The organism is Streptomyces tamarix (genome assembly GCF_032423885.1).
GTDB lineage: Bacteria > Actinomycetota > Actinomycetes > Streptomycetales > Streptomycetaceae > Streptomyces > Streptomyces tamarix.
On the sequence record NZ_JAWCTQ010000029.1, the window covers coordinates 39,829 to 65,918 of the forward strand.

The following is a 26,090-nucleotide window of genomic DNA, read 5'->3' on the forward strand; positions in this document are numbered from 1 at the left end:
CGGGTCGCTTCGGGTCGGCGTCGGGGCGGCTTCGGGTCGCGTCGGGTCGTGCCGGGAGGAGGGGCCGGGCGCGGCCGGTCACCCGCGGGGGACCGCCGGGGGGCCGGCGGGCGGGGGCGCCTGCCGCTCGCAACGGGCCACGAAGGCGGCCGTGCCCTCCGGGGTCGCCAGGGCCTGCCACATGGAGACCGGGTCGTGGAAGTTGCTGATGAACGCGTCGGCGACCCGCGGGTCCGCCGCGGCCCGTCGGAACAACCCCGCCACGTGCGGCTGCGGTTCGGCGAGGAAGGCGTTGCTCCACTCCACGACGTGGCGTGCGTGCTCCCACAGCCGGGCCGACGCCTCGCGGCAGAACCCCTCGTCGAACGGCCCTTCGCTGCCGGCGATGAGGCCGGCCAGCGCGAAGGCCGTGTACGAGCCGAGGTTGGCGCCCTGCGCGGTGAGCGGGTCGTTGGTGATCCAGGCGTCCCCGATGGCCAGCGCGCAGGTGCCGTCGTCCAGCCGGGTCCAGCCCCGGCGCACCACCGGTGTGATCCCGCCCTGGGCCAGTTCGCCGGGCGCGATCAGTGAGAACCCGGCCGTGTCGATGCGTTCGCGCAGCCGCGGGGCGTAGGCGGCGACCAGGTCCAGTACGTCCCGGTGGAACGCGGCGGGGTCGGCGTCGGCGTCGAAGTGCCGGGCGGCCTCCAGCGGGCCGCCGGGTATCGCCTCTATCGACAGGACGTCGGCCCGCCCGGCGGGGGAGAGGAACGGGAGCTTCAGTATCTCCCCCGCGCCGGGCAGGAAGTGGATGTCGACGGAGTGCGGCACCTCCTCGCCGATGCCGAAGTAGATCCCGGTGCACAGGACGCGCTGAGGGGCGGAGTACGGCGACCGCTCGGGGTCGGCGGGGAACAGCCGCCGCACCGACTGGTTGCCGTTGGCGACGACCAGCAGGTCGTGGCGGGGCGCGAGGTCCTCGACCGGGAAGTCCCCGATCACCAGCTCACCGCCGCGGTCGACGAACGCGGACAGCAGGTGCGGCAGGTAGATCCGGAAGTCCACCACGCTGGAGGGGGGCCGCAGGGCGCCGAGGAACTCCAGCGGCCGCGGACCGCCGGTGTGCATGGTGACCGCCCAGTGGTGGACCTGGGCGTCCGGGAAGTCCCAGTCGAAGACGCCGAGCTCCCGCTCCCGCTCCTGGGTGGGGCCGAACCGCGCGGGGAAGTTCCGTGGCCGCCCGGCCTTGAGCCGGTCGACGTCGTGCTCCGAGTACACCGTGGCCGGCACCCCCAGCTGCTGGAGCCGCAGGGCCAGTTGCAGACCGGAGATGCCGCAGCCAATGATGCCCACGCCGCTCATTTCGCCTCCTCCTCGGCGGACCCGCCGCGCAGCCGGTCGGCGAGCCAGCCCACGGCCTCCATCGTGAACCGGGCCGCCTCCGGCGACGCCATGGCGGAGGCGGGCATCAGCATGGGGTGCCGCATGCCCGCCTCGATCAGTTCGCCGATCTTCTTCAGCACCGTCTCCCGGCTGCCGGCCAGGACCTGGTCGGCGACCACCTCGTCGGGCACCGCGGCCAGCGCCCGGGTCACCTCCTCACGGGTCAGCAGGTGCGGCAGCAGGTCGACCAGGCCCTTGTACTCCTCGCCGAAGGGGTGCGCGGCACCGTGCGCGCGCCAGGCCCGCGCTCCCGCGTGCAGGGCCAGGAACCGGATCGGGGCGGCCCGCAGCAGGTCCTGGGCGGCGGCGTCGGACTCCGCCACCACGATCGGCACGCCGCCCGAGGGGAGGACGGCGTCGGGGTCCCGGCCCGCCTGCTCGGCGGCCGTGCGCACCACGGCCAGCCGCCGGGCGTACTCGTCCGGGGCCATCAGGTCGGAGGGGATCCACCCGTCGGCGTAGCGGCCGGCCAGGTTCAGCATGCGCTCGCGGTTCGCCCCCAGCCAGATCAGCGGGGTTCGGCCCGCCGGAGCGGGCAGGCCCATGAGGGCGCGGTCCAGGGTGAAGTGGCGGCCCCGGAAGTCGTGCGGGCCCTCGCCCGAGAAGAACATCCGCAGGACGCGCAGCGCCTCCTCGACCCGGCCCACCCGGTGGTCGTGCGGCACGCCGTACGGCACGAGGTTCTCCAGCGCGCCCGCCCCGATGCCGAGCACGGGTGCCCGTTCGGTGAGCTGGGCGAGGGTCAGCGCGGTCTGCGCCAGTACGGCGGGGTGCCGGCGGTGGGGGTCGGTGACCCCGATGGCGAGCCGGACCGGGCCGGCCAGCGGGGCGAAGTTGCCGAGCACGGTGGCGAAGTCGAGGCACCGGTCGGGGGTGGGCATGTCCGCGGCCAGGTAGCTGAAGTCGGTGTCCCAGGCCTGCCGGGGGAAGACGTTGATCAGGTGGTCGACCACCATGAAGGCGTCCAGCCGGGCCCGGCGCGCGACCTCCAGCAGCCCGCGTCCGGCCCCCACGTCTCCGACCGCGTCCCAGACGAGGCCGACCTTCACACTCATGCGGCGCTCCTCACTGCTCGTGCCTCCTCGATGAACCGGGCCGTGCTCTCCGGGCTGCGCACGCACCGCCACATGGCGTCCGGGCGGTCGAGCCGGGCGACGAAGGCGTCCGCCACCCGCTGGTCGGCCGCGGCGGCGGCCATCAGCGTGCCCACCTGGGGCGGCGGGGGGCCGACGAACAGGTTCGTCCAGTCGACGACGGGCTGGGCGGTCGTCCACATCCGCTCCGAGACCGCGCGGCAGAACGCCTCGTCGTACGGCCCGGGGTGCTCCCGCAGCGCGTCCGCCAGCTGGAAGGCCAGGGCCGAGCCGAGGTTGGCGCCCTGCGCGGTGATCGGGTCGTTGGTGATCCACGCGTCGCCCACGGCCAGCGCGTACCGGTCGTCGGCCAGCCGGGCCCAGCCGTGGCGGACCCCCGGCACCACCGCGCCCCGCATCAGGTCCACGGGCCGGGTCAGGGCGAACTCCCGCTCGTCGATCCGGGCGCGCAGGGCGGGCGCGTACGCGGCGAGCAGTTCCAGCAGTTCCCCGGCGAACCGGCCGGGATCCTCCCGGTGGTCCCGGTCCGTCACCGCGCTGAAGGGGCCGCCCGGCACCGCCTCGACGAGCACCGCGGTCACCCGCCCGGTGAACGAGTGGTACGCCGGGGCGTGGACCTCACCGGCACCGGGGACCATGTGCATGGTCATCCCGGGCTCCTCCGGGGACCGGACGCCGTGGAAGAGGCCGCCGACCAGGTGCCGCGGCGCGGAGTCGTACGGCGAGCGGGCCGGGTCGCGCGGGAAGACGTCCGTGAGCGCTCCCCGTCCGGCCGCCACGACGAGCAGCTCGTGCCGCTCGGCCAGCCGCAGCAGGTCGTCCCGGTCCGCCACCCGCTCGCGGACCCAGCTCCCGCCGCGCCGCCGGTACTCCTCCAGCAGCGCGGCGAGGTACATCCGGAAGTCGACCGAACTGGCGGGCCGGGGCAGCCGGGCGCGGAACGACGGCCCCCCGGGCGCCTCCACGCACATGTGGACCCAGGCGTTGTCGAACGTGCTCGACTCCCACGCGGTCAGACCGAGCGCCTTTTCCCGCTCCCGGGTGGAGGCGAACCTGGTGACGAAGTTCAACGGCGGCCCGCCGCGGATCTCGTCCGGCCCCTGGGCCGAGTACAAGGTGGCGTCGATGCCCGACTGCCGCAGCCGGAGGGCCAGGTGAAGACCGGATATCCCCGTGCCCACGATACCGATGCCCATGGTCTCACCCCACCCGCGCCGGGAACGGAATTCCTCCCGGGGCACTGCCGCCCGGAAATCCGGCCGGGCGGGTGGGGGAATACGGCGGAACGCGCCGGCCACCCACGGGGGTGGACGTGGAATTCGTCATGTGCGGGTACTTCCTTTCAGAGGGTCCGGGAAGCGGGGATTCGCGGTCCGTGAAGAGGAATGCGTGAGGCGACGGTTTCCGGAGGCGTGCGGCTTTGCCGGTCCACCGCCTCCTCGACCGTGGCGCGGCGCGCCGCGCGGCGTCACGGGAGGACCGGCGCCCGGGGGTGGTCCGGCCGCCGCGCCCGGCGGAGCGCTCCGGTGCCGTTCGGTGGGTCCCCGGGGCGTTCGCCGCGGGACCGCCGGGGACGGGGGACGCCGCCCGGCCGCCGCTTCCGCGCTCACGGCCGGTGTCCCCGACCAGTCGCCGTTCACACCACCTCCACGGAGCATTCGGGTACGGACACGGGCGCGGGACCGGGGGATCGGCCCGTGCGGGCGGGCGGTTCCCGGGGGATGTTCGACGATCACCGATGACCTGACAAACCGTTCGATGCTCTATGGCCGTGCGCGGTTGTCGCCGTATCGCCGGTCGGGCTCGTGCGGTCCTCCGCCGACCCTTCCGCACGCGATCCGGCGACCGCCCTCCGCGGAACGTGCCGGAGAGCGCCCTGCCGTGTGCGGGCGAATTCAGGACAGGGCAAAGGATCGGCGGACCGGTTTTCGGCCAATGCCCTCGCGCTGTACCGGAATCCCCGCAACCGGACCCGGGCTACGCCAGTTTCCCGCGAACCGGAGGGCTTGCGCAATGATCCATCGATTAGCATGCTTGATGGATGAAGACGCAACTGCAGTGGTAGGAGGCGTGGGGGATGGCCGGCGCGGAGGACCCAGCCGTTCATCAACTGCGGTCGCTGCTGGCGTTGGCCGAGGAACTGCATTTCGGCCGTGCCGCCGCGCGGCTGTACCTCACCCAGCCCGCCCTCAGCCAGCAGATCCGCACCCTGGAGCGGCGCCTGGGGGTCCAACTGTTCACCCGTACCAGCCGCAGGGTGCAACTGACCCCTCTGGGCCGCTCCCTGCTGCCGCTCGTGCGGAACGTGGTGGGGGCGGCGGACGAACTGCGCGACGCCGCTCGGCACTCGACGGCCGGGGCCGACGGGATGGTCCTGCGGATCGGACTCACCGACTGCGCCGCGACCCTGGCCGCCACGCGCAGCGTGATCGCCACGCTCACCACCCTGCACCGAGGCCTGGAGGTCGACTTCCAGGTGCTCGACCTCGTCGAGCAGCCGATGGCCCTGGCGCTGGGGAAGATCGACGCGGCGTTCGTCTACGGTCCGGTGTCCGCCGGCTTCCACGCCGAGCCGCTCACCACCGAGCCGCGCGTGGTGTGCCTGTCCTCCTCCGACCCGCTCGCACGGCGGCCGGCGCTGCGGCTGGCGGACCTCGCCGACCGCCCCATGGTCGGCCTGGCACCGGCGGTGTCCGTCGCCGAGCGACGTTTCTGGGGCATGGACCCCCGCCCCGACGGCACCCCGGTGCGCTACACCGACCACCACGCCATCCGGGTCGAGTCCCTGCTGTCCGCCGTCTCGTTCGACGGGGCCATCGCCTTCCTGCCCGCCGTCGCGGCCGAGCTGTTCCCCCGGCCCGACATCCGCTACCGCCCCGTCGCGGACCTGGCGCCGTGCACCTTCAGCGTGGTCTGGCCCGAACCGAACCGCGAGAACCCCAACATCGCCGTCCTGGCGGACGTCTGCCGCCGCCTGCGCGACCAGGGAGGGCTGCTGCCGGGGACGATCCGGGAGCCCGACGAGCCGGCGGCGCCGCGCGGGGCGGGGCGGGAGGCACACGCCGAGCCCGCGGTGGCCCTGCCGTCCCGGTGAGCGGCCCGCGGGCGGCAGGGGACGGCCGGCCGAGTACGGCCGTTCCCGGGAGCCCGTCCGGGCAGCCCCGGGAAGTCCGCCCGGCAGCCCCCGGGAAGTCCGTCCGGGAAGTCCGTCCCGGGAGGGCGCCCGGGTACGGCGAAGGCCGTGCCGGACAGTGCCCGGCACGGCCTTCGCGCGCGTGGCGTCAGCTCAGGGACGCCAGGGCCTGGTTGAAGGTCTGCGACGGGCGCATGACCGCCGCCGCCTTCTCCGGGTCCGGCTGGTAGTAGCCGCCGATGTCGGCCGGCTGGCCCTGCACGGCGATCAGCTCCTCGACGATCGTGCCCTCCTGCTCGGTGAGGGTCTTCGCGAGCGGCGCGAACGCCTCCGCGAGCACGCTGTCGTCGGTCTGCCGCGCCAGCTCCTGCGCCCAGTACAGGGCGAGGTAGAAGTGGCTGCCGCGGTTGTCGATCCCGCCGACGCGGCGGGTCGGCGACTTGTCCTCGTTGAGGAACGTCGCGGTCGCGCGGTCCAGCGTGTCGGCCAGGACCTTGGCCCGGGCGTTCCCCGTGACCTGCGAGAAGTGCTCGAAGCTGACGGCCAGCGCGAGGAACTCGCCCAGGCTGTCCCAGCGCAGGTAGTTCTCCTTGACGAGCTGCTGGACGTGCTTCGGGGCGGAGCCGCCCGCCCCCGTCTCGAACAGGCCGCCGCCGTTCATCAGCGGGACGACCGACAGCATCTTGGCGCTCGTGCCGAGCTCCAGGATCGGGAACAGGTCGGTCAGGTAGTCGCGCAGCACGTTGCCGGTGACGGAGATGGTGTTCTCGCCGCGGCGGATGCGCTCCAGGGAGAACTTGGTCGCCTCGACCGGCGCCATGATCTCGATCTGGAGGCCCTCGGTGTCGTGCTCCGGCAGGTACGCCTTGACCTTCTCGATCAGCCGCGCGTCGTGGGCGCGGCTCTCGTCCAGCCAGAACACGGCCGGGTCGCCGGTGGCGCGGGCGCGGGTGACGGCCAGCTTCACCCAGTCCTTGATCGGCGCGTCCTTGGTCTGGCACATCCGGAAGATGTCGCCGCGGTTCACGGACTGCTCCAGGACGACCTCGCCCGCCTGGTCCACGACGCGGACCGTGCCGGGCGCCGCGATCTCGAAGGTCTTGTCGTGGCTGCCGTACTCCTCGGCCTTCTGCGCCATGAGGCCGACGTTCGGGACGGAGCCCATCGTCGCCGGGTCGAAGGCGCCGTTGGCGCGGCAGTCCTCGATGACGGCCTGGTACACGCCGGAGTAGCTGCTGTCCGGGAGGACCGCGAGCGTGTCGGCCTCCTTGCCGTCCGGGCCCCACATGTGGCCGGAGGTGCGGATCATGGCCGGCATGGAGGCGTCGACGATGACGTCGCTCGGCACGTGGAGGTTGGTGATGCCGCGGTCCGAGTCGACCATGGCGAGGGCCGGGCCCTCGGCGAGCTCGGCGTCGAAGGACGCCTTGATCTCCTCGCCCTGCGGCAGCGCCTCCAGGCCCTTCAGGATCGTGCCGAGGCCGTCGTTCGGGCTGAGGCCGGCGCCGGCGAGCACGTCGCCGTAGGCGGCGAAGGTCTTCGGGAAGAACGCGCGGACCACGTGGCCGAAGACGATCGGGTCCGAGACCTTCATCATCGTGGCCTTCAGGTGGACGGAGAACAGCACGCCCTCGGCCTTGGCGCGGGCGACCTGCGCGGACAGGAACTCGCGCAGCGCCTCGACGCGCATCACCGACGCGTCCACGACCTCGCCGGCCAGGACCGGCACGGACTCGCGCAGCACGGTCGTCGTGCCGTCCTCGCCGGTCAGCTCGATGCGCAGGGTGCCGCCCTCGGCGATCACCGCGGACTTCTCGGTGGACCGGAAGTCGTCGGCGCCCATCGTCGCCACGTTCGTCTTGGAGTCGGCCGACCAGGCGCCCATGCGGTGCGGGTGCGCCTTGGCGTAGTTCTTGACCGAGGCGGGGGCGCGGCGGTCCGAGTTGCCCTCGCGCAGGACCGGGTTGACGGCGCTGCCCTTGACCTTGTCGTACCGGGCGCGGATGTCGCGCTCCTCGTCCGTCTTCGGGTCGTCCGGGTAGTCCGGAAGGGCGTAGCCCTTCTCCTGGAGTTCCGCGACGGCGGCCTTCAGCTGCGGGATCGACGCCGAGATGTTCGGCAGCTTGATGATGTTGGCGCCGGGCGTCTTGGCCAGCTCACCGAGCTCGGCCAGCGCGTCGTCGATGCGCTGCCCCTCCTGGAGGTGCTCCGGGAAGGAGGCGATGATCCGCCCCGCCAGCGAGATGTCGCGGGTCTCGACGCTGACGCCGGCCGTCGAGGCGTACGCCTGGACCACGGGCAGGAACGAGTACGTCGCCAGGGCCGGGGCCTCGTCAGTGTGGGTGTAGATGATGGTCGAGTCAGTCACCGGGTGCTCCGCTCCACGTCTGTAACATTGCTCGACATCAAGATATCTCGTGATCGCCTCCCGCTCGACAGACCCCCTCCCACGGATTCCGCGGCGGTTTCCCCGGAGCGGCCGTACAGGTCCGGACCAGAGTCTTGCCCTGTCCGGGCGGGCCCGCGAAGCTCGCTCCATGGACCTTGAGCTGCGGCACTTGAAGACGGTGCGGACGATCGCCGACGCGGGCAGCCTCACCAAGGCCGCCACCGCGCTCGGCCTGGCCCAGCCCGCCCTCAGCGCCCAGCTGAAGCGGATCGAGCGCGTACTGGGAGGGGCCCTGTTCGAGCGGGGGCGACACGGGGTGAGGGCGACGCCCCTCGGCGAGCTCGTCCTGGAGCGGGCCAGGATCGTGCTGCCCGCGGTCAGCGAGCTCCAGCAGGACGCCGTACGGTTCGCCAGGGGTGCCACCGAGGGCACGGGCAGCCGCTTCCGGCTCGGCGGCACGCACGGCCCGCTCCTCGGCGCCCTCGTCGACCGGCTCGCCGCCGCCCACCCCGGCGCCGCCGTCACCACCCACACCTCCTGGTCCGAGCGCGAGATCGCCGCCGCCGTCACCGAGGGCCGCCTCGACTACGCCCTGATCGGCACCTGCGGCACCAGCGCCCCGCCCGGGGGCGACCGGCTGGCCTGGGCGGAGATCGCCACCGACCCCGTCTTCGTCATGCTGCCGACCGGCCACCCCCTCGCCGCCCGCGACCAGGTCGACCTCGCCGACCTCGCCGGCGCCGCCTGGGCCGACGTGCCCGGCGACGGCTGCTTCGCCGACTGCTTCCACGCGGCCTGCGCCCGCGCCGGCTTCGCCCCGTCCCGGGTGTACGAGACCGACACCGCCTCCTGCGTCCACCTGGTCCAGGTCGGGCGGGCCGTCGGGCTCTGCCGCGCCACGTTCCCCGACACGGCCGGGCTCGTGACCCGGCCGCTCGCCGGCACGCCCCTCGTGTGGCGACACCTCATCGGCTGGCACCCGGCCGCGCCCGCCGCGCTCGCCGCGCCGTCCGTCGTCGCCCGGGCGCGCGCCGCGCACACCGAGGCGGCGGCCCGCAGCCGCAGTTACGCCGCCTGGAGGGCTTCGGCCCTCCCATAACGTCGAAGAGAGGGAAAAGCGACATCTTCTGAGGGGCATTCGGCAACACCTACGGTTTCGGGACCCCCACCGAAACCGAGGAGAACACCAGATGCTCCACAGACACACCGGAGCCGCGTGGGCCGTCGCCGCAACGGCCGTCGGCGCGCTCGCGCTGACCGCGCTCCCCGGCGCGGCGGTCGCCGCGCCCACCCCGCCCGCCACCCCCCCTTCGGCCGCGGTGAGCATGGGCGCCGACAAGCCGTCCCCCGACGTACTCGCCGCGATGCAGCGGGACTTGGGGCTGAGCGCGCCCCAGGCCCAGCGGCGCCTGGTGAACGAGGCGGAGGCCGGCGCGGTGGCCGGCCGCCTCGGCGGCACCCTCGGCGCGGACTACGCGGGAGCCTGGGTGCGGGGCGCCGAGTCGGCGACCCTCACCGTCGCCACCACCGACCCGGCCGACGCCCCGGCGATCCGCGCGGCCGGCGCCGAGGCCAAGGTCGTCCCCCACGCGCTGGCCGCCCTCGACGCCGCCAAGGCCGCCCTCGACCGGGCCGCCGCCCGCACCGACACCCTCGACACGCCCGTCTGGTACGTCGACGTGCGCACCAACTCCGTCACCGTCCGCGCCACCAAGCGGGCCGCCGCCGAGTCGTTCCTGAGGGCCGCCGGCGTCGACCGGTCCCTCGTCCGTGTCGAGTCCTCCGCCGAGCGGCCGCGCCCGCTGTACGACATCCGGGGCGGAGACGCGTACTACATGGGCGGCGGAGGCCGCTGCTCGATCGGCTACGCCGTCACCAAGGGCACCCAGCACGGCTTCGCCACCGCCGGCCACTGCGGCCGTGCCGGCACCGCCACCAGCGGCTTCAACCAGATCGCGCTGGGTTCCTTCCAGGGGTCCAGCTTCCCCGGCCGCGACATGGCGTGGGTGGCCGCGAACAGCAACTGGCGCTCCACCCCGTACGTCAAGGGAGCGGGCGGCCAGAACGTCCAGGTCACCGGGTCGACGCAGGCCGTCGTCGGCGCGTCGATCTGCCGGTCCGGTTCCACCACCGGCTGGCACTGCGGGGCGATCCAGCAGCACAACACGAGCGTCACCTACCCGGAGGGCACCATCAGCGGCGTCACCCGCACGTCGGTGTGCGCCGAGCCCGGGGACTCCGGCGGCTCGTACATCTCCGGCAGCCAGGCCCAGGGCGTCACCTCGGGCGGCTCCGGCGACTGCCGGTCGGGCGGCACGACGTACCACCAGCCGATCAACCCGATCCTCCAGACGTACGGCCTCACCCTCACCACCACGACGGACCCCGGTGAGCCGGGGCCGGGCGACCCGCCGGAGGAACCGGGCGGCACGTGGGCGGCGGGCACCGTGTACAGCGCCGGCGACCAGGTCACGTACGGCGGCGCGACCTACCGCTGCCTCCAGTCCCACCAGGCCCAGGCCGGCTGGGAGCCGCCGAACGTGCCGGCGCTCTGGCAGCGCGTCTAGGCACGGGGACCCCACCGCGGAAACGTCACACCAGCACACCGGCCAGGGCGTCCGGACACGGACCCCGCCCGCGCCCCCGCCCCGGCACGGCGGGGAGCGCCCCTGCCCCCGGCTCCGGCCTGCCCCCGGCGCCGGGGGCGGCCTCTTCCGGCCCGCCCGCCGCCCGCCGCCCCGCACAGGCCGCCGGGTCGGCCGGTGGGTGTTGCCGGAGGGCGGGGGCCGGGGGACGCTGGGGGCATGAGCCGTCCCGAGTCCCGTGTCCGGCTGCGGCGGGTGTACGAGTCCCCGGAGCCCGGCGACGGGCCGCGGGTGCTCGTCGACCGGCTGTGGCCGCGCGGGCTCTCCAAGGCCGACGCGAGGGTCGACGAGTGGCCCAGGTCCGCCACCCCGTCGACCGGGCTGCGCCGCTGGTTCCACGCCTCCGACGCCACGTCCGACGAGGTGTTCGAGGAGTTCCGGCGCCGGTACGAGGCCGAGCTCGCCGAACCCCGGGCCGCCGAGGCCCTCGACCGCGTCCGGGCCCTCACGCGGCAGGGGCCGCTCACCCTGTTGACGGCCGCCAAGGACCCGGAGCGCAGCCACGCCGCCGTCCTGCGCGACCGGCTCGGCGGCGGGTGACCGCACCGCCCCCGGCACCCCTCACCGTGCGGTTTCCGCCAGGACCACCGACGGACCGACCCGGCCGGCGCCCGGTCAGCGCCCGGTCAGCCGGGGCGCCTCCGCGACCGGGTCCACCGCCGCGTCCGCGCCCCCGCGCAGCCGCCCCGCGAGCTCCCGTGCCCACGCCGCGAGGCCGCCCACGTCGACCCCGTACGGCCCCGGAGCCCCGCTCCCGGCCCCGTACGGCCCGATCCGGTCCGCACCGCGCAGCAGCAGCCGCTCCCCGCCCGCGGCGTTGCCGCGCGCCGCGTGCGTCAGCCCGACCGCCAGTTGCGCCAGCCCCCGCCACAGCTCCCGCTCCGGCTCGCGCCCCGTCCCGGCGCACGCCTTCCACGCGTCCTCCAGCACCTCGTGCGCGTGGAACGGCCGCCCCGCGTCCAGCAGCCGCTGCGCCTCCCGCAGGCTCTCCTCGGGGGAGCGCTCCACCCCCTCGGGCTGCCGCTCCACCCCCGGCGTTCCGTACGGCAGCGGCCTCCCCAGCCCGTCCCGGGGCCGCGCACTGCGGGCGCGCCCCTCCGCGTCGCGGTCCCTCCGAGCCCTGTCCATCCGCCCATTGTCCCCGCACGGCGCGGACGGCCCGAATCGTCTGCTCCGACCGGCGCCCCGGCCACCCTCGCAACTCGAACCCGCATTCGATAAAGGGTGCGCCGCCGCCCGGGCCGGGTTCACCGCCACCCTGCGGGCCCTCACCGAGGACACCATCGCCGACCCGGCCCGCACGGCGCTCGGCGACCGCACCGACGCCCCGTCCTGCCGGGAACTGCGGGGGGTCACCGGCGGCGACCCGTACGGGACGGTCGAGCTCCTCGCGACCGTACGGGACCGGAGGTCGGAACCCGTCGCCCGCTCCGCCGGCCTCCTGCGCGGCCTGGGCGCGTCGGCACGCGGCAGCGGCCTGGTCACCCGCCTCGCCGCCCTCACCCGCGCGGAACGCTCCGGCACCGGAACCGCCCTCCGAGAGGCCCTGCGTCGCGCCGCTTCGCTACCCCCGACGAGGCCGGGCCCCTCCTGGCCCGCGCGGTACGCCACCCGGAGGCGTCCCCGCCCGCGTACGGGCGCGCCCTCGCCCGCCACGACCACGCCCTCGGCTCCCGCGCCGAACTGGCCCGCGCCGCCGCCCTCGCCGCGGTCTGCGGCGCCGACACCCTGGCGGCCCGCACCCACCAGCCCCTTTCGGACCTGCCCGCGCGGTGAGGTAATGTTCTCTTGCGCGCTCACCCGGCGATGGCCGGGCCGAGACGCATCGGGACGTGGCGCAGCTTGGTAGCGCACTTGACTGGGGGTCAAGGGGTCGCAGGTTCAAATCCTGTCGTCCCGACTCGAAAGAGTCGCAGGTCAGGGGCCGTTTCAGAGAGATCTGAAACGGCCCCTTGATCGTTTTGGGGCCTCTTGGGGACCAACTCGCTGACCGTGCCGGCGCGCGACGGCGACGGGGCGCGCGGCACGCCGGGGTGGGGCGTGAGCACGGCTCCGGCGGTGGTGATGAGGCCGCCGCGGGACCCGGTGAACAGGCGGGCATCGGAGACGGGGCCGGCGGCCAGGACGCGCTGCGCTACGACGGACCGGATCTCCTCGACGAGGGGGACCTCGCGGGTGTGCTTGCTCTTGGTCCCCTCGCCGGCCGGGCCGCCGAGGCGGGGACCGTTCGCTGTCGGACGGTGCGGGCCGTCGCGGAAGAGGGCCGGTATGCCGAGGCCGTCGGCGTGAACGAGGAATGACGGGTCGGTCACGGGTACGGGAACCGAAGTGGCCTTTCCGACCCCGGCCGGCGTCGCCCCGCCTGGAGTCCTTCCACGTCAAATGTGAGGTGAAATTGCCCCTTCGGACCGAGAGGGAATGAGATTGATTCTTCCATTACCAGCCATGGTCAAACGATGGAAGATTCTGATCACTTTTGACCGAAGTGCTAAGTACGACAAGAATGACTTTGCATGAGGGGGGTGAGGGGCCCGATCGCCCTGCGCGGCGCGGTACTTTCCTTTCGGACCCCTGGTCGAGGGCCCGCCCGGGAAGGTGCGTCACCACATTCCCGAGGACGATTCAGATCGAAGGTAAATGCACCAAATGTTCGAACCGATTCGCCGAGGGCATCTGCAGCCGCCCTCCGGGCAATTTCACGGTATCAGCTCCCGTGCCTTTTCCGTGGCACTTCACGATGGATCCGGCAGATGCGCGCCGGTCAGGCCGAGTGCCCTTCCCGCCGCGCTGGCCCTGGGGCGGACTCCGGGCCCGGACACCGACGCCGACGCGGCCGGATCCGCCTTCGTCGTGACCGCGCTGGGCTTCACCTGACATGCCGGCGTGAACGTCACCCGGGGCCCGGTCCGGGCAGCCCGGGCATTCCGGCTCCGCGCCCTGAAGGGCGTGGAGCCCTCTCCCCGTGCCGCTGCGATGCGCGGCAATGAGTACAGGGCCGGCGAACAGTCCCGCATGCTTGAGGAGCTCCCCATTCTCTCCACCCCTCGATCGAGTGCGCCGAAGGCCGGTGCGCGGACTCACCCCCGCGTGCAGCCGGGGCCCGCCCTCGTCGCCGCCGACCTCGGGTTCACCGCCTTCGCCGAACGAAACCGCCCCCGCTACACGCGCTACGCCGAGGCGCGCCTGTCCGCCGGAGTGGTGACCGTGGTGCGCGCCACCCTGGCCTACGCCCACCGGCACTGGGACTGGCTGCTGAACCAGCCCTGTCTCGCGGCCGACGTCTGGGAGGAACTCCGCCACCACATCCGCTGCGAGGCCGACGACAGCCCACCGCAGGACGCCGGGGTGGCCGCCCTGTACCACGGCCTTCCCGAGACCAGCGCCGACAGCGTGGTGCTCTGCCACGGGCTCGGCCTCTCCGTCGACGAGGCGGCCGAACTCATGGGCCTCGAACCTCCCGCGGTCGAGGCCGGCCTCGGTGTCGCCCGGCGCGCGCTGCCTCACCTCGCCGGGGGGAAGCTCCCCTGACGCACTCCTGAACGACACCCGCGCACGTATCCGCCGGCGTGGCACTCCGCTCCGCCACTTTTCGCCACCTTGCGCCACCCTTCACCCGTACCGGCGCTGGTGCGCTGTGTGCTGCCCTCATAGGATGGGCGAATCCACTGGGAGCGCGGCGGAAACGGCGAGGGGACACGCCCGTTGGCGAAGCAGAAGCATGTCGATCTGTCGGTGCCAAGCGCGGCGCGGATGTACGACTGGCTGCTGGGTGGCAGCAACAACTTCGAAGTCGACCGGGAAGCCTGCCGACTGCTCTTGGAGATCGCGCCCACATCACGCGAACTCGCACTGAACAACCGCTTGTTCCTCCAGCGCGTGGTCCGTGTGCTCGCCGAGGAGCACGGCATGAGGCAGTTCATCGACTTCGGATCCGGTCTGCCGACGCAGCGCAACGTGCACCAGATCGCCCAAGAGGTCGATCCCGAGGCCCACGTCGTCTACATCGACAACGACCCCGTCGTCCTGGCGCTCGGCCAGTCGTTGCTGGACGAGAACGACAACACCGCGATCCTGCCCGTCGACATGACGGACACCGACACGATCTTCGCGCACGAGGACTTCACCCGGCTCATCGACTTCACCGAGCCGGTGGCCGCCCTGTTCGTCTCCGTGCTTCACTGCCTGCCCGACAGCGCCGGCCCCAAAGAGCTCGTGGAGAGGGTCGTCGACAAGCTCCGCCCCGGCAGTTTCGTCGTCGTCTGCCAGCTCGTGAGCGACGATCCCGAGGTCCGCGACGACGTCACCGAACTCATGCGGGTCCAGACCCACGGCAACTGGGGCCGCGTCCGGGAGAAGGCGGACGTGGAGGAGATCTTCAAGAACCTCGTCGTGGAGGAGCCGGGACTCGTCGATGTGACCGACTGGCGTCCTGACTCCGAACTCCAGCAGCGTCAGCGCAGCATCGAGTGGACGGAGTACGGGGGGCTGGGGAAGGTGCCGCCCCGGGAGTAGGCGGTCGGGCCACGCGAGTTGTTACGAGTAGCGCTTGACGGCCTCGTCCAGCATGAGTCGGCTCTTGGCCGGGGACGCGCACGCTTCGCCCTGGAGACGCAGGAGCAGCTGCAGATGCCGCTCGAACTCGTTCTCCTTGGTCGGCCACGGCTTCGCACGCTCCTCGGCGCTCAGCGCGGGCTTGCTGTAGTAGTCGGCCTTCTCGTACCCCTCGACGTAGACGAAGTCGGGAAGGCCGCCGCGGCCGAACACGAGGTGGGTCATCGAGCCGGCCATCGTGCCGGCATTGCCCGCGATCATACGGTCGAGGAGCACGAACCGGATGGTGATGTGCGGCAGGTCGGCCAGTGCGCGAAGGTGTGACATCTGCTCGCGCATCACCTCGTCGGGGCCGACCCGCCGAAGCAGAACGGACTCGTCCATGAGGAAGATGCACCGAGGTGGGTCGGGTTGTTCGAACACGCGCTTCTGGCGTTCCATGCGCTGAGTGAGACGCAGCTCCACCTCGGGGGAGTCCCACTCGCGAAGGTGCAGACCGGTGAGGATGACGCAGCGCGTGTACGCGGGCGTCTGCAGGAGACCGGAGACCAGCCGCACGTCGTACGTCGTCAGGTGGATCGCCATCGACTCCAGGCCCAGCAGCCGCCGAAGGTAATCCGGGGTGCAGTCACTGAAACGATGCTGGAACCATTCCGGCTCCAGCGCCCGCGACAACAACGTCTCGATCTCCGCCCTCTTCGCGGGGCTCGGGCGGAGATGGTTCAACACCGACTCGACCGTCCGCCGCTCCGGGGCGGTTTCGGCCTTCTCCAGGCGGCTGATCGTCGAGTTCGATACGTGAATCGCCTTCGCGAGGGCGGTCTGTGTAAGTCCCGCTTCGTCACGCAGGTCCTTAGCCGCCAGCCCCAGCATGACCAAGGCGGCCGTGTTGGTACCGTCGGGCCCGGCGATGCGCCGAGCCCGACGGTTGATGGGAATCGGGTCCGGGGACACTGACGCTCCTTTAGAGGCTTGTCATATGCGCCATCATGACACGCCCGAGCGCGAAGTGTCGCCCGAACTCACTACCACGTAAGCCTAGTTCGTGGCCACCAGGGCGTCGAACTCGCCATCCTTGACTCCCTCGAGGAAAGCGGCGAGCTCGACGGCGGGGAAGACCAGCGCCGGTCCGTCGGGGTCGGTGGAGTTCCTCATCGCCACGCTCCCCTTGCGCAGCTGCGACAGCTCGACGCACTGGCCGTTGGCTTCGCTGACGCTGCTCTTCACCCACGGGGTGGTGATGAGGCCGGCCGCCATGCCGTTCGTGAAGTCCTGCATTCGAGACTCACCCTTCCTGTTGGATAATCCTATTAATTGATCCTTCTTGGCGGGTCCGCTGGAATCGCGCAGGCGGGAACCCCATGCAATCCCGTCATGCAATTTCATGGCCCGGTGTGAGGGGAATGCTAGCGAGCTCAAATCGAACAATGCCGTCCCACGAAAGGGTGAGGCGACCCCCGTTGTGCCGCGCTTCACCGCAAACGCCGGGGGCACGTCTCGCTCGGCGGCAACACGGCGGTACGGAGCTCAGCCGTGTGGGTGAGCGGGGTGGGATCGCGCGGTGCGGGTGCGGGTGCGGGTGCGGGTGCGGGTGCGGGCTCCGGGGACGAGGGATGAGGTGGTGGGGTGCTCGGTGAGCGGGAGCCGGCTGCCGTCGCGACATGGCGGTGGGCCGCCGGGGGAGAGTCGATGGGGAGACTCGCCTCGATGGGGCGGCCACCCCGCGGAACCGAAACGGCGCCGGCTCCGGAGCCCCGGGGTGTCGGTGGTGGCGTGGGTGCGGGTCGCGCGGGCGGCGTGGGCCGCTCCGGGTGGGGTGAGGGGGACTCGTACGGGCTCCGAGCGGCTCGACGGCCGACCCGGACGTTCGTCCCGCGCGGGCGGTGCTTGTCGGAGCGGCACGGCCGGTCGGTGGTGACGCGGCCCAGGGCCCGTCGGCCGAACCGGCGCAACCGGAGGGGCCGGGGGCGTCGACGTACTAGGTCCTGTCTGACAAAGGATCTTGGTTGGGTTCGCGGAGCCAGAGGATGAGTGAGGCGAGGTGGACTCCGGCCTTGTAGCGGGTGGCGAGTTTGTCGAAGCGGGTGGCGATCGCGCGGAACTGCTTGAGGCGGTTGAAGCAGCGCTCGACCACGTTGCGGGCCTTGTAAAGCTCGCGGTCGAAGGCCGGCGGCCTGCCGCCGGCCTTCCCTCGCCGCAGGCGGTTGGCCTTCTGGTCCGCCCGCTCCGGGATCACCGCCCGGATGCCTCTGCGTCGCAGGGACTGGCGGATCGCCCGGGACGAATACGCCTTGTCCGCGACGACCGTATCGGGCCTGAGGCGGGGGCGCCCCGCGCCGGTCCGGGGCACTCTCAGATCGTCCATAACCGTGTCGAAGACGGTGGAGTCGTTGACGTTGCCGGGCGTGACGACGACAGCCAGGGGCAGGCCCCGGCCGTCGCAGGCGAGGTGGATCTTGGTGGTCAGCCCGCCGCGGGACCGGCCCAGCGCCTGGCCAGCCGACGGACATGCCGGATCTTCCAGTTCGTCCCCCGCCGCCGCCCCTTTTTGCGGGCGCCGGCGGCGTGCTGATGAGCCCGGCTGATCGTGGAGTCGACCGACACCGTCCACTCCACGGCTCCGACGGAGTCGTCGCGAACCTGGACCTGCTCGAGCAGGCGAGCCCAGGTTCCGTCCGCCTCCCAGCGGGCGAACCGTTCATAGGCCGTCTGCCACGGCCCATAGCGTTCCGGCAGGTCACGCCACGGAGCCCCCGTCCGCAACCGCCACAACACCCCATTGATCACCTGCCGGTGATCCCGCCACGGACGACCCCGTCCGTCAACACCCGGCAGCAGGGGCGCTATCCGCTCCCACGCCGCATCCGTCAGCTCACCCCGACCCACCACAAGATCAATTATCAGACAGGTCCTAGAGGGAGAGCCGGTTGTCGAAGGTGTTCGGTGACGGCGTTCGGCGCGGGTCTTCCCACGGCCGGGCCGGCGGGCCGCTCCCTCGCTCGCGGGACCGGGCGACAGGATCGCCGTGGGGGCGCGCCGGAGTGCGGCCCGCCTGTCGGGAACGTGGTCGCGGGCCCCGACCGCCGGCGACTCCGTGCTCGATCGGTTCGACCGCGTCGGTCGTGCGGACGGCGTGGCGGATCCCGCTGCCGAGGCGGAGGGAGGGGACGAACGCCTACTGGGCGCCGGAGGGTGCCCTCCCGCCCAGGGGATCGGGAGGGCACCTGTTCGCTCTCCTCCGTCTTCGACGGGGGAGTGGTCAGCGGTCCGCGGAGCTGCCGCGGACCACGCAGGAGCGGTTGCTCTCCCAGCCCCAGCCGTCCCCGTCGGGGTCGGAGGCGCTGCCGCCGGTGCAGTACGGGAATCCGTTCGGGGCGGTGCCGCCGGTGCCGCTCCCTCCGGTGCTGCCGGTGCCGCCGTAGACGGTGGCCGGCTTGGAGGTCGTGGAGATGCCGTTGGCGCCGTTGAAGAAGCGGTTGCCCCAACCGGTCAGGGAGTTCGCGTTGAAGCCGCTGACCAGGTCGAGGTACTCGACTCCGCTGCCGTTGCCGCTCCAGGACCAGCCGAGGTAGCCCAGCTTCAGGGACTGCGCGGTCGCCATGATCGAGTCCTCGTGCGGGTTCCCGTCGCTGTGCTCGTCGCCGAACTCCCCGACCACGATGGGCAGCCGGTTGTTCACGAAGTGGTTCAGGTAGCCCTGCACCTCCGCGGCGGTGTCGTACACCCCGTACATGTGGACCGAGAAGATGGTGTTGCGGTCCGGGTCGGAGGCGAAGACCGAGGCGGCGTTGTTCCGCATGACGTTCGACCAGTCCTGGCCCCAGCCGGGAGCGTCCACCATCAGGGCGTGGTGGATGCCGGCACCGCGCAGCTTGCCGATCGCGCTCTTGGTGGCGTCGGTCCAGGCGCTCTGGTTGTTGTTGCCGAACGGCTCATTGCCGATGTTGACGATGACGTAGTTCTCCTGGCCCGCCAGTGCGCTTTTGATGCTGATCCAGTAGTCCGCGGCCTTGTCCAGGGTGGTCGCGGCGGCATCTTCGCCGTAACCGGTCGTGTCGTGCACCTCGAGCACGCAGATGAGCTTGCTCGCCTTGCACTTGCCGATCAGGGACGTGACCTCGGCGGTGGTAGTCCTGGTCCACCGGTGGCCGCTGCTGAGGACGACGCGGACGGTGTTGGCGCCCTTGGCGGCGATGTCGGTGATCGAACTGGTCCGTTCCGGGTACCAGGCGTGTGCGTGGTTGACGCCGCGCATCACGAACTCGTTGCCGTTGGCCTCGTACACGCGACCGTTGCTGACGCGGATGCCGGTGGCGGCCTCGGCCTCGCCCGCCGGCCCGAACACGGGGAGCAGCAGGCCGACCAAGGCGGCGATCACAGCGCCGGCGGCCGTGCGCAGGGTGCCGCGCGGTGGCTTGTTCATGTCTCTCCTCGGAGGCATGTCAGTGGGGGATCGGCCTGCCGCGCCCTGGTGCCGCCCGCGCACGGAGACCGCCTGGGGGTGCGGGAGTCCTCCTTGCGTCCGGCCGATGGGGATGGCGGCCGGGAACGGACGGCACGGGCGACGTGGTCGCAGGGCCCCGGAAGCTCCGACGCGTCGCCCTTTGCCGGAGGTGATCGGCTAGACAACGTTGTCAGAACGTGAGGAACCCTCCAGCGGAAATGCGTGAGGGGTCCTGCCGTGATGGGGCGAGGACACCCTCTCGCGTCAGTCCGCAGGCCGGATGTCCCCCCTATGAGGCGGCTTGTGTTCGCGTCGTGTCAATAGAAGTGTCAAGAAAGTTTCGCGTCGCAACCTGATGGGGGCTCTGTTCGAGAGATAAACCGCCGCTAAACCGAATCGGCCCTGTTCCGGCGGTTGTCACCCCCGTGCTTTCCCTCTACGATCTTGCCCGATTCCGAGGGCGGAGTGGCCGCTGCCCTTCACGGGCTTGCGGGTGAGGTGCCGCAGGCTCTGTGAAGGAGTGCCCCTTTCCGGGTCCGGCGGGAGTGATGCGGGACTGTCGGCTCCGCGGTGCATTTCCATGAGAGGTCATGGGATGTCGGGGTCCTTGGTGTGATTGGGGCCGTGACCCCTTCACGCCGGGCGGCGACTCCTGTGTATAAGCGACCGGCCTCCGGGGCGCAGCGGTCCCCGGCCAATTCCCCCTCCTGCTCGCCTGATCGGCACCATCCCGTCGAACGGGCACACCGTCGGTGGGTGGGCCTGTCCACGTCCTACTCGTACTGCAACGGTGTTCGCCGTGGTGGTGGGGCAGGGGGTTGTGGTGGGCGTGGGGCGTGCTGGCGCGTGGTCGTGAGCTGGTTGGGCTCGGAGGCGTGGGCTTGGTTGGGCTCGGGGCGTGGGCGGTTCCCCGTGTGCCGGTTCAGCCGGGCCGAGCGGGCCGGCCACCGCCAGGAGGGGCGCGGACGGTCCCCACCGTCACCCCGATCGGCGGTCGGGTCGAAGGGGCTCGCTGCCCGTCGGCGGTGGAAGGGCTTTCCCCGCGGCGCCGCGACCCGTTGACGCTCACCGGGCAGGTCACTACTGTGCGCCCCAGATCTCCGACCTACCGACCAATGTTCGATATTTCGTCACATGGAAGCGCTTCCAGGTCCGCGTCACTCGACACGGCGGGCCGGCGGGCGCCCCGGCGGGAGCCGCGCACAGTGAAGGGGAATCGAGAAATGAATGGCAGGTACATGACATTCCTGTCTCCGGGGTGGAGGCGCGGCCGGCGTACGGGGGTGCTCGCCGCGGTGACCGCCCTGCTGGCGGCGCTCCTGTCCGGATGGGGCACGGCCGGGACGGCGCAGGCGGCCACCGTGGACCCGAACGCGTGGTACGTGCTGGTCAACCGGGGCAGCGGCAAGGCGCTGGAGGTGTCCGGCGCGGACACCGGCAACGGCGCCTCCGTCCAGCAGTGGGCCCGTCACGACGGTGCCCACCAGCGGTTCCAGTTCGTCGACTCGGGCGGTGGCTACTACCGCCTGCGGGCGCAGCACTCCGGCAAGGTGCTGGACGTCTACAACTACTCCACCGCCGACGGGGCCGGCATCGTGCAGTGGAGTGACCTCAACGGCACCAACCAGCAGTTCCGGCTGGCCGATTCACCGGACGGCCACGTCCGGCTGATCAACCGCAACAGCGGCAAGGCCGTCGAGGTGCAGGGCGGCTCCACCGCGGACGGGGCCAAGGTCGTGCAGTACGCCGACTGGGGCGGGGCGAACCAGCAGTGGCAACTGGTCCGGGTCGGCAGCGGCGGCGGCTCGCTGCCGTCGACGTTCCGGTGGTCCTCCAGCGGCGTGCTGGCCGGCCCGAAGCCGGACGCCCAGCACCCGCAGGCGCTGGCGATCAAGGACTTCTCCGTCATACGCCACAACAACCAGTGGTTGACCTACGCGACCACCGCCAGCCCCTCCGGCTGGGGCCTGGTGCAGTTCAACTTCGCCGACTGGTCGCAGGCCGCCTCCGCGCCGCACACCTACCTCGACATCGCCTCGGCCATCGGCCCCGGCTACCGAGCCGCACCCCAGGTGTTCTACTTCGCGCCGCAGAACCTGTGGTACATGGTCTACCAGACCGGCCCGCCCACCTACTCCACCAGCACCAACCCCGCCGACCCGCGCTCCTGGTCCGCGCCGCGCACCTTCATCTCCCAGGAACCGCCGATCGTCACCCAGAACAAGGGCGACGGCACCTGGATCGACTTCTGGGTCATCTGCGACACGGCCAACTGCCACCTGTTCTTCAGCGACGACAACGGCCACATCTACCGCGCCCAGACGAGCCTGGCGAACTTCCCCAACGGCTTCGGGAACACGCAGATCGTGCTCTCCGACAGCAAGTTCAACCTGTTCGAGGCGACCAACGTCTACAAGGTCGCAGGCAGCAACCAGTACCTGCTCATCCAGGAGTCCATCGGCTCCACCGGCCGCCGCTACTTCCGCTCCTACACCTCCTCCACCCTCACCGGCACCTGGACCCCTCTCGCCGCCACGGAGAACGAACCCTTCGCCGGCCGCGCCAACGTCACCTTCCCCGGCGGCGCCTGGACCCAGGACATCAGCCACGGCGAGCTCGTCCGTGCGAACAACGACCAGACCCTGACCATCAATCCGTGCCGCATGCAGTACGTCTACCAGGGCATGGACCCCGGCGCCGGAGGCGACTACCTCCGCCTGCCCTGGCGGATGGGCCTGCTCACCCAGACCAACTCCACCTGCTGACCCGACCGTCGCGGACGAACCCCACACCCCGTCGGCGGACCCGTGCCGACGGGGTGCCGTCACCCTGCCGCCTCACCGCACCGGCCGGACACAGGCCCGTGGCGCTCGGGCGGTCACCACGCTCGCCCCACCCCGTGCGGACCGCTTTGCCGCCTGGGGTCGTGAACCCCACGGAGCCACCGGTGTTCGGCGGTCGCCCCGCCTCCGTGACGAGTCCGGGGGGTGCGCCTCGGTGGCCGTGCCAGGGCAGGGCGGCCGCCCGTCGCGACACGGTCGGCCGCGTGCCCGGCGTCACCGTCGGTGCCGGGTGGCAACCGGACCGCCGGCGACCTCGCCGACCGGGCCGCCACTCGGGCCGTACCCAGGGGGCTCCGCGCCCTCCCGGTGCCCGGGTGATCCTCGGGGCATCCGGGCGAGTGTCCGGTGTCCGGTGTCCGCGTCCGCTGGTACGGCGCGGGCCCCGGCCGACCGGCCGACGCGGCGTGCGCTGAGTCAGCCAGTCAGCCGGTCGGCCGTCGAGCGGTGGCGCGCAGGCGGGCCCGTCAGGACGCGGCGGCCAGGACGGCGTCGGCCATCGCCCGCTCACCGGCCGCGTTGGGGTGGAACGGCGCGGCGGCGTTGGTGATGAGCGGCTCCATCCACCGGGTTCCCTGCGGCTTGCAGACGTCGTGCCCGATGGACTTGGTGTAGGTGTCGACGTACACGGCACCGCGCGCGGCGGACTGAGCGGCGATCATGGCGTTCAGGCGCTTGTGGGTGTCCCGCAGCCATGGGGCGTCCCCCTTGGCTATCGAGACGACGGAGGGGCAGTTGGTGCCGTCGTCGGGCAGGATCGCGGGGTAGCCGGTGACCAGGATCCTGGCGTGTGGCGCGCGCTGGCGGATGCCGTCGATGGTCGCGGCGATCTTGGGAGCCGTGGCGTTGATGGTCGCGGCGAGCCGGTCGGTGCCGGTCCAGGTGTAGCTGTTCTTGCACGGCGAGCCGGAGGGGTTGAACAGGCCGAGGCTCACGCACCGGACGATGATGTCGGCGAAACCGATGTCGTTGCCGCCGATGGTGAGGGTGACCACGTCCGTGTCGGCGTTCAGCGCGTCGAACTGCGGGGGCGCGGAGGCGTTCTGGGAGGAGGTCATGTGCACGGTGGTGGCCCCTCCGCAGGTGACGTCCTTGTGGGCGGCGGGGGCCAGCGAAGCGTTCACCAGGGCGGGGTAGTTGCGGCTGGAGCGGGCGCAGGCGGAGTCGACCTGGTCCGGGACACCGGCCGCCGAGGCGAACGAGTCGCCCAGGGCGACGTAGCGGCCGACCTGGGTCTCGGCGCCCAGGGCGGGACCGGTGCCGAGACCGGCCGTGGCCAAGGCGGCCGCGGTGGTGGTGGCAGCGGCGACGACGGTGCGGGCGCGGCGGCTCGATGGGACGAAACGCATGGCGGTGCCTCTCATGGTGGGGGCGGGGCTCCGGTCGGCGGGGACCGGGGAGCGGGCGGAACGGCGGCAGGCGGTCCCGTCCGCCTGCCGTTGACACGAGGCACTGCGCGCAGTTACTGGGGTGTGCTACTGGTACGTAATATGTGGCGGGCGTGAAAGCCCGTCAAGACGTCCGACAGCAACGAGGGGCAAGCCGCGCCCGGTCGGCGGGGCATGCGCACGGGGACGGGCCGACCGCTGGTGCCCCGTCATCCTCCGCGGGGGGAACGACTCCGCTTCTCTGCGCCGGTCGGGCGCGCCCACCCGCGCGCCGCTCTCCGCCGACCACCCATGACCTGGGGTCGCGCCCGGCCAGGGAGCCGCCCCCGGCTCCGAGGCCGCCGCGGCCCGGGAGTCGTCCCCGGCCGTGGGGCCGCCGCGCCTGCTCGACCGTCCCGAGCCCGGGACGGGAAGGCCATCCGCACAATGAGGTACGGGAACGGGGTGCGGCACCGCCGTCCGCACCCCGTTCCCGCCCCGGTGTCAGAGGGGCAGCCTCGTCCGCAGCGCGCCCGCGCCGGCGGTCGCGCGTGCCGCGGCCCGCGCGGTACGGCGCGCCAGACGCGCGTCGTGCCGCAGGCCCCGGGCGCCGTGGCGGCTCCGCCACAGCAGGGACGGGGCGCCCGCGGTGTCGTCGGCGGCGATGAGCAGGCCGCCGAGCATGGAGAGGTTCTTCAGGAAGTGGATGAGCTGCTGGGAGCGTTCGGCCGGGTCCTCCGCCTCCCAGAAGCGGTGCCCGGCCAGGGTCGTCGGCACCAGCGTGCCCGCGAGGGCCAGCGCGGCGAGCCGGGGCATCCGTCCGGTCGCGAGCATCAGCCCCGTTGCCACCTGCACGGCACCGCTCAGTCGTACGACCTGCTCGGTGCGGTCGGGCAGCACCGCCACCCGTTCGGTGACGGGACGGACGACGGACTCCGCGGCGGACGCGACCTGCTCGGGTTCACGCACCGAGTTCAGGCCCCCGGCGACGAACATCGACGCGAGCAGGGGACGGCCGACCAGGCGCAGCACACTCATGGCAACTCTCCGAAGGACGTCGGACGGATGGTGGTCGCCGGGTTCCCGGCGGCGGTCGGGGACATGCGCGGGACCCTCACGGGGCGGCGTGCGCCGGACGGCGCTCGCGACTGCCGGGATGGCGGTGCCGCCAGGTCCAGAACACCGCGCACGACACCAGCGCCCACCCGGACAGCACCAGGAACGGGAGCGCGTGCTGGTGCCCGGCGAAGTACACGGCCGTGTGCTGGGCGCTGACGGAGGCACCGGGCGGCAACCACTGGCCGATCGCCCCCAGTACGGACGGCAGCAGCGGCCAGGACACCGCGCCGCCGGACGAGGGGTTGCCCAACAGCACCATCAGCCCCCACGTCGGCAGCATCGCCCAGCGTCCGATCAGCGTGTTGAACATGGTGAAGACCATGCCGCTGGCGAACATCGTCAGCGCCAGGATCAGCCAGGACTCGACGAACGGCAGGTCGAGCGCGCCGAGCACCCAGTCCACGGCCGCCGCGATCGTGAAGCCGCCGAGCAGTGCGTACGCGACGGTGAAGGCGATGCGCTCCGGTGGGGTGAGCGCCCGTGCGTGCACGCTCAGCTGGATGGCGCCGACGAAACCGATGATCACGGCGGCCAGCGAGATGTAGAAGATGGTCAGCCCCCGGGGGTCGCCCGGTTGCAGCGGTTTGATGTCCCGGACGGTGACCGCGACTCCGGTCCTGCGGCCCACGGCCGGGGCGGTCTCGGCCAGTACCTGGGCCACCGAGACGCCCGAGGCCCCCGAGACGTCCAGGACGACGCTGCGTCCGTCGTCGCGCACGTCGAAGATCGCGAAGATCTCCTGCTCGTCGATCGCCCGCCGGGCCCGCGCGACACTGTCGTAGGTGCGCACCTTCACCGAGGCGCTCAGGGCCTTCTCCATGCCCTCCAGGAACGCCCGGCCCCGGTCCTGCTGGTACGCGCCGACCACGGCCGCCGGGATCGAACGCGGGGTCGGATTGGCCATGGAGTAGGTGTACGAGCCGGCGAACAGCCCGGCGGCGGCCGCGAGGATCAGCACCAGCACGACGGCCGGCAGCAGTGGTGACTGCCGGAACGCGGCCCAGTGCTGCCCGCGTGTGGGCGGCTTGCCGTGGCCGCCATGGGGCGTATCGGCCATTCCGCACACCCTCCCTTCAACCAGGCACG

At 72.3% G+C, this 26,090-nt stretch carries 20 protein-coding genes and 1 tRNA gene; 9 read left to right on the forward strand and 12 right to left on the reverse strand.

What is annotated here, in order from left to right:
• Positions 1-78: 78 nt before the first annotated feature.
• From RND61_RS21530 to RND61_RS21540, 3 genes are read right to left on the reverse strand one after another with little or no spacing between them, the layout of a single operon-like run.
• The gene (locus tag RND61_RS21530) at positions 79-1,341 is read right to left on the reverse strand and encodes a styrene monooxygenase/indole monooxygenase family protein (RefSeq protein WP_315879673.1); all 1,263 of its coding nucleotides are present in this window, start codon (positions 1,339-1,341) and stop codon (positions 79-81) included.
• A complete protein-coding gene (locus RND61_RS21535) occupies positions 1,338-2,477 on the reverse strand; it encodes an LLM class flavin-dependent oxidoreductase (RefSeq protein WP_315879674.1) in 1,140 nt (379 codons plus the stop codon). Before RND61_RS21535 ends, RND61_RS21530 begins: the two co-directional genes overlap by 4 nt.
• Positions 2,474-3,712, reverse strand: coding sequence for a styrene monooxygenase/indole monooxygenase family protein (locus tag RND61_RS21540; protein ID WP_315879675.1), 1,239 nt, complete (start codon positions 3,710-3,712; stop codon positions 2,474-2,476). The genes RND61_RS21535 and RND61_RS21540 overlap by 4 nt, the downstream gene beginning before the upstream one ends.
• A gap of 881 nt (positions 3,713-4,593) precedes the next feature.
• Between RND61_RS21540 and RND61_RS21545 the strand changes: the two genes are divergently transcribed.
• Entirely contained in the window at positions 4,594-5,610 is a 1,017-nt protein-coding gene (locus RND61_RS21545) for a LysR family transcriptional regulator (RefSeq protein ID WP_315879676.1), read from the forward strand.
• Between the two features lie 187 nt (positions 5,611-5,797).
• Here RND61_RS21545 and RND61_RS21550 read toward each other — a convergent pair whose 3' ends face one another.
• A complete protein-coding gene (locus RND61_RS21550) occupies positions 5,798-8,017 on the reverse strand; it encodes an NADP-dependent isocitrate dehydrogenase (protein WP_315879677.1) in 2,220 nt (739 codons plus the stop codon).
• Between the two features lie 169 nt (positions 8,018-8,186).
• Between RND61_RS21550 and RND61_RS21555 the strand changes: the two genes are divergently transcribed.
• The 3 genes from RND61_RS21555 to RND61_RS21565 all read left to right on the forward strand — a co-directional run bounded on the left by RND61_RS21555 (position 8,187) and on the right by RND61_RS21565 (position 11,223).
• Positions 8,187-9,137: a LysR family transcriptional regulator gene (locus tag RND61_RS21555; protein ID WP_315879678.1), complete on the forward strand. Its 951-nt coding sequence runs from the start codon at positions 8,187-8,189 to the stop codon at positions 9,135-9,137.
• A 91-nt stretch (positions 9,138-9,228) separates the two neighbouring features.
• Positions 9,229-10,605, forward strand: a complete 1,377-nt coding sequence (locus RND61_RS21560) for a carbohydrate-binding protein (protein ID WP_315879679.1) — start codon at positions 9,229-9,231, stop codon at positions 10,603-10,605.
• 237 nt (positions 10,606-10,842) lie between these two features.
• A complete protein-coding gene (locus RND61_RS21565) occupies positions 10,843-11,223 on the forward strand; it encodes a DUF488 domain-containing protein (protein WP_315879680.1) in 381 nt (126 codons plus the stop codon).
• Positions 11,224-11,298: 75 nt separating this feature from the next.
• Here RND61_RS21565 and RND61_RS21570 read toward each other — a convergent pair whose 3' ends face one another.
• Positions 11,299-11,811 carry a DUF309 domain-containing protein gene (locus RND61_RS21570; protein WP_315879681.1) on the reverse strand — a complete coding sequence of 171 codons (513 nt, stop codon included), beginning with the start codon at positions 11,809-11,811 and terminating at the stop codon, positions 11,299-11,301.
• Positions 11,812-12,509: 698 nt separating this feature from the next.
• On the opposite strand from RND61_RS21570, the gene RND61_RS21580 reads away from it, so the two are divergent.
• The 4 genes from RND61_RS21580 (at position 12,510) to RND61_RS21595 (ending at position 15,195) form a co-directional block, all read left to right on the forward strand.
• Positions 12,510-12,583, forward strand: a tRNA-Pro gene (locus RND61_RS21580).
• Between the two features lie 133 nt (positions 12,584-12,716).
• Entirely contained in the window at positions 12,717-12,983 is a 267-nt protein-coding gene (locus RND61_RS21585; protein ID WP_315879682.1) for a hypothetical protein, read from the forward strand.
• A gap of 787 nt (positions 12,984-13,770) precedes the next feature.
• Positions 13,771-14,211, forward strand: a complete 441-nt coding sequence (locus tag RND61_RS21590) for a hypothetical protein (RefSeq protein ID WP_315879683.1) — start codon at positions 13,771-13,773, stop codon at positions 14,209-14,211.
• A 174-nt stretch (positions 14,212-14,385) separates the two neighbouring features.
• Complete coding sequence (locus tag RND61_RS21595) at positions 14,386-15,195, forward strand: SAM-dependent methyltransferase (protein WP_315879684.1); 810 nt, start codon at positions 14,386-14,388, stop codon at positions 15,193-15,195.
• 21 nt (positions 15,196-15,216) lie between these two features.
• Here RND61_RS21595 and RND61_RS21600 read toward each other — a convergent pair whose 3' ends face one another.
• From RND61_RS21600 to RND61_RS21615, 4 genes are all read right to left on the reverse strand, one after another.
• Positions 15,217-16,188, reverse strand: a complete 972-nt coding sequence (locus RND61_RS21600) for a Scr1 family TA system antitoxin-like transcriptional regulator (protein ID WP_315879685.1) — start codon at positions 16,186-16,188, stop codon at positions 15,217-15,219.
• An 84-nt stretch (positions 16,189-16,272) separates the two neighbouring features.
• Entirely contained in the window at positions 16,273-16,512 is a 240-nt protein-coding gene (locus RND61_RS21605; protein ID WP_315879686.1) for a DUF397 domain-containing protein, read from the reverse strand.
• 700 nt (positions 16,513-17,212) lie between these two features.
• A protein-coding gene (locus RND61_RS21610) for an IS5 family transposase (protein ID WP_315879687.1) occupies positions 17,213-18,123 on the reverse strand; the annotation gives its coding sequence in 2 pieces (ribosomal slippage) (positions 17,213-17,775 and positions 17,775-18,123; 912 coding nt in all).
• Positions 18,124-18,493: 370 nt separating this feature from the next.
• On the reverse strand, positions 18,494-19,657 hold the full coding sequence (locus RND61_RS21615; RefSeq protein WP_315879688.1) for a cellulase family glycosylhydrolase: 1,164 nt from the start codon (positions 19,655-19,657) through the stop codon (positions 18,494-18,496).
• A gap of 1,259 nt (positions 19,658-20,916) precedes the next feature.
• Between RND61_RS21615 and RND61_RS21620 the strand changes: the two genes are divergently transcribed.
• The gene (locus tag RND61_RS21620) at positions 20,917-22,443 is read left to right on the forward strand and encodes a non-reducing end alpha-L-arabinofuranosidase family hydrolase (protein WP_315879689.1); all 1,527 of its coding nucleotides are present in this window, start codon (positions 20,917-20,919) and stop codon (positions 22,441-22,443) included.
• A gap of 542 nt (positions 22,444-22,985) precedes the next feature.
• Here the strand turns inward: RND61_RS21620 and RND61_RS21625 are convergent.
• From RND61_RS21625 to RND61_RS21635, 3 genes are all read right to left on the reverse strand, one after another.
• Positions 22,986-23,867: an SGNH/GDSL hydrolase family protein gene (locus RND61_RS21625; RefSeq protein WP_315879690.1), complete on the reverse strand. Its 882-nt coding sequence runs from the start codon at positions 23,865-23,867 to the stop codon at positions 22,986-22,988.
• 522 nt (positions 23,868-24,389) lie between these two features.
• A complete protein-coding gene (locus tag RND61_RS21630) occupies positions 24,390-24,923 on the reverse strand; it encodes a DoxX family protein (RefSeq protein ID WP_315879691.1) in 534 nt (177 codons plus the stop codon).
• Positions 24,924-24,999: 76 nt separating this feature from the next.
• On the reverse strand, positions 25,000-26,061 hold the full coding sequence (locus RND61_RS21635; protein WP_315879692.1) for an ABC transporter permease: 1,062 nt from the start codon (positions 26,059-26,061) through the stop codon (positions 25,000-25,002).
• Positions 26,062-26,090 lie beyond the last annotated feature (29 nt).